A 4,047-nucleotide genomic window follows, 5' to 3' on the forward strand; every position below is an offset into this window, starting at 1 on the left:
TTTTGTATTAGTTAGATGCTCCAACTATATTCCCTATGATGACAAATTGCCCCCTGAAGAGAACGCTGAAAAAGTGGCTTTTTTAAGGGCTAAAATGAATGCTTACAGCACTTTAGAAAGCATTTTAATCACTACAAAAATGCACAAATCTATTGTTAAAGCGCTTCAAGTTAAAAATAACGTTATCAGCCATTTATTCGGGCTTGTTGATTTTTTAACATCTAAATCCATTTTGGCTAAAAGGTTCGTGGATGCCATCAACCATCGTGTGTATGTCATGGTGCAATTCCCTTTCATTCAGCCTGAAGATCTCATCGCTTACTTTAAAGCCAAACGCATCGACCTTTCTTCAACGAGCGCTAAAAAATTGAGCGTGATTTTAAACAAGGAGTTGTTCCACATCTAAGAGCTTGGGATTTAAGATGCGGTTTTTAAGCGTGAAGCTATGCCGATGAAAAGGCGTAGCCCCTAGCTTAATGATCGCTTCTATATGCTGTTTAGTCCCATACCCGCAATTCTTATCCCAGCCGTATTCCTTAAACAAAGCGTGCAATTGTCGCATTTCTCTGTCTTTAAAGGCTTTCGCTAAAACAGACGCCATAGCGATTTGAGCGATCTTCTCATCGCCCTTGATGATGGTTTGTATATTAGGGTAGCGTTTATTCAAGCCAAACGCCGTGTTGCCGTCTATTTTTATTTTATTGGCTAAAGAGTGGTCATTTTCTAAAATTTCTTGCACAGCGAGTTTCAAACACACCCCTAAGCCTAAGTTATCAATTTCATTCGCGCTTTTTTTAACCACGAAAAACCCCACCTCACCATGCGTTTTGATTTTATCTTCCAAGAAAAAGCGTTTTTTTGGGCTGAGCTTCTTGCTATCCTTAAGCCCCATTTCTAAAAACTCTAAGGCTGTTTTTTCACCGCACACCACCCCCGCCACAAAAAGCGAGCCAGCCAAACACCCCCTACCCGCTTCATCAATACCTAGAGTCATTTGCTTGATAAATTTTTTGAGAGATTAGGTTTTTCAGGATTAGGCAAATACTTTTCAAACACCTTCTCGCACCCCCTAATAATTTTTTGTTTATACCATGAACCTTGTCCACAAAAATTACAAAACTTTTCATGATGGTCCGCCAAAACTTTCTGAATAACTTCTTGCTTATTTTTTTCAAAATGCAGAAAATGTTTTTCTAAAAAATTCCAAAAACTTTCAATAATGCTGTATTTATATTCATCTTCTTTTATACGCCCTCCTAGTAACGCAACAGCTTTTTTAAAAAAGCTGAACGCATCTTCCTTATATTCAGTTTCAATTCCTTGATAGATATATAATCGGGCTTGCTGATTGTCAATATAATCCACATTATAGAGCCTATTTTTTTGCTTCGCCTTACCATATGCTTGATTCAAATAGTCTTGTGCCTCTTTAAACTTGCCTATTGATATATGACATATTGCATATTGCAACCAAAACTGAGGATTCTCTATAAGAATTGGAATCTCTCTTTTCCTCGCATTTCCATGCAAATTTAGGATATAAAGCTCATCGTAGCATTCTAAAAGAGAGCGCCTTAATCCTCTAAAAGTAGGGTTGTCTAAAAAGGCGTTGTTAGAGATAAAGCCAAAAAGGCCATGCCCTAATGATTCGATCTTGTTTTGAGCGAAACGCATGAATTTCACGTAATCGTCTAAGAGCCATTTAGGGTTTTTCTCCTTTTGCAGTTTGTATTTGGAATGGAGTTTTTTAAGTTCCTTTAGGGCGTTTTTGCTGCCGCTTTGCTTTTGGATTTGAACGCTGCTTAAAAGCGTTTGGATTTTATCGGTGAGCTTAACGTTTTTTTCAATTTCTATGGTTTGAAATTCAGGCTCTATACCGTAAGTGGCTTTCACTTCCCATTCAAACAAGCCCTTATTGCTGCTCGCCCCGCTATAAGGGGGGTTACCGGTGATGATAAGGATGTTTTCATTTTTTTTAATTTCTTGAGCGCTTTTAAGCTCTTTTTCAAAAATCGGGTTTAGCCCACGATAAGCGATGATCTCACTAGGCTGTATGAGGGTGTTGGTTAAAATGATTTGAAGCACATCGTTTCCTTTGAGAGGCTTTTTAAATTCCTCCTTAAAGGCTTGGCTGAGGTTCAAATGAGCGATCGCATAAGGAGCGATCAAATATTCAAACCCATAGAATTGCTTCAAGAGGTTTTGGTATTTGTCCTCTTTAGTGGAGGTACCTCCATCGCTTGTTTTTCTCACTTCTAGCGCTTTTCTAAACGCTTCTAATAAAAAAGTGCCGGTGCCGGTAGCAAAATCTAAGAGCTTGATGTTTTCGTTATCTAAAGCGCTTTTTAAGCCTAAGGGAGCGTCTTTGAAATGCGTTTTGAGCAGGCTATCCAAAGCGTTAATGATGAATTCCACCACAGGATCTGGGGTGTAATACACGCCCTTTTTCTCTCGCAATTTAGGGTCATAAGCGCTTAAAAAGGTTTCATAAAAGTGCAAATAAGGGTCTTTATCGTCATTCAAATCTTTAAGGATAGAATCCATATCAACATGATTTATCGAGCTTAAGATTTCATTTAAAAGCCATTGGATTTCTTTTATTTCATCAAGTTTCTTTAAAAAATCCGCCATTTCTCTGATCACAGCGAAGTTTTTAGGGATAGTGCTTCTCACATTATTGAAATCTATTTTTTCAAAAGGGTGGTTGAGCTTGGCTAGAAAAAGGCTGTAGGTGAGCGTTTGAGCGAACGCATCGCTAAAGTCTTCAAAACTCAATTCTTCATAAAGATATTCTTTAAAATTCTTAAAAATGCTAGAAACTTGATCGTCTTTTTGGTATTGGATTAGAGCGTCTTTTAAATACTTGGTGGGCGCGCTTAAACGCGTTGCAAAATCTTTAGCGTTAGTAATAGGGGCTGCTTCGTGATTGAAAAAGCCTCTAAACAATTCAATCAGATCGCGCTCGGCGGTTTGCGGGTTGGGTTTTGGGGGTTTAGGGGGCTCGTCAAGGCTGGCGATAGAAATTTCTCTTTTAATTAAAGGCTTATTCTCTTCATCTTTCCCTACCCACACGAAATTAAGGTAATCGGTGAGCATGAGGTTAGGGTTTAATTCTAAATATTTAAGAACTTGATCGTTTTTTAAGAGCTGGTTAAGATCGGTCCCTACCTTTTTATTTTCTATATAGCCGATATTAAGCCCTTGAAAAGAAATGCGAAAATCAGGCTGACTTCCTCGCTCTCTTTTAGGTTCATGCTCAATCTTAAATTCTTTATTGAAATGGTCTTTTAAGCTATCAAGCAAGTTTTCTAAAGGGCGACGGTGCGTGTGTTCATTACTTTCAGGCGTCAGATCTTTAATGCTTTCTAAATATTCTTTTAGCATGCTAATAACCCCTTTTTGAAGTCTTTAAGCCATTTTCATGTGCATGTCAATAAAAGTGGCTTGATGGATTAAAGCCCCTACACTAATGGCATCCACGCCGCTTTTGGCGTAAGCGTTGATGCTCTCTAGTGAAATGTTCCCGCTCGCTTCCAATAAGACAAAGGGGTAATGCGCCTCTCTGTAAGCGGCAATTTCTTTCGTTTCTCCAACGCTCATGTTATCGCACATCACAATATCCGCTCCCGCGCTCATGGCGTTTTTGGCCTCTTCAAAGCTCTCGCATTCAATTTCAATTTTAGCCGTGAAAGGCAAGTTTTTTCTGGCATGCGTTAAAAAGCTTTTTAAATCTTTCACATGCTTTAAATGCGTGTCTTTAAGCATTAAAGCGTCATCTAGCCCTAAGCGGTGGTTGCTCGCCCCCCCATTTAGCACGGAATATTTTTCAAAGATCCTTAAAAGGGGTCTGGTTTTTCTCGTATCCAACAAACGCACCTTGTGAGAATTTAAAGCTTCTACAAAACGGCTCGTTAAAGTGGCGATCCCGCTGCTGTGTTGCAAAAGGTTTAATAGGGTACGCTCAATCTTTAAAAGCATGCTAAAATCCCCCCTAATCTCCATTAAGGTGTCTTTAGGCTTGAAACGCTCTTTATCTTTAATGGTTTG

4 protein-coding genes are annotated in these 4,047 nt (G+C 38.9%); 1 reads left to right on the forward strand and 3 read right to left on the reverse strand.

Annotated features, from left to right (window positions below; translation table 11 throughout):
- The coding region (locus BZK24_RS03215; RefSeq protein ID WP_143424370.1) for a hypothetical protein at nucleotides 1-406 on the forward strand (406 nt) is incomplete at its 5' end.
- Here BZK24_RS03215 and BZK24_RS03220 read toward each other — a convergent pair.
- The 3 genes from BZK24_RS03220 to nadC all read right to left on the reverse strand — a co-directional run.
- On the reverse strand, nucleotides 380-994 hold the full coding sequence (locus BZK24_RS03220; RefSeq protein WP_077656552.1) for a ribonuclease HII: 615 nt from the start codon (nucleotides 992-994) through the stop codon (nucleotides 380-382). The genes BZK24_RS03215 and BZK24_RS03220 overlap by 27 nt on opposite strands.
- Nucleotides 991-3,384, reverse strand: coding sequence for an N-6 DNA methylase (locus tag BZK24_RS03225; RefSeq protein WP_242423416.1), 2,394 nt, complete (start codon nucleotides 3,382-3,384; stop codon nucleotides 991-993). Before BZK24_RS03225 ends, BZK24_RS03220 begins: the two co-directional genes overlap by 4 nt.
- A gap of 24 nt (nucleotides 3,385-3,408) precedes the next feature.
- The coding region (gene nadC / locus BZK24_RS03230; protein WP_077656553.1) for a carboxylating nicotinate-nucleotide diphosphorylase at nucleotides 3,409-4,047 on the reverse strand (639 nt) is incomplete at its 5' end.

This window comes from Helicobacter pylori (assembly GCF_001998165.1).
GTDB classification, from domain to species: domain Bacteria; phylum Campylobacterota; class Campylobacteria; order Campylobacterales; family Helicobacteraceae; genus Helicobacter; species Helicobacter pylori_DL.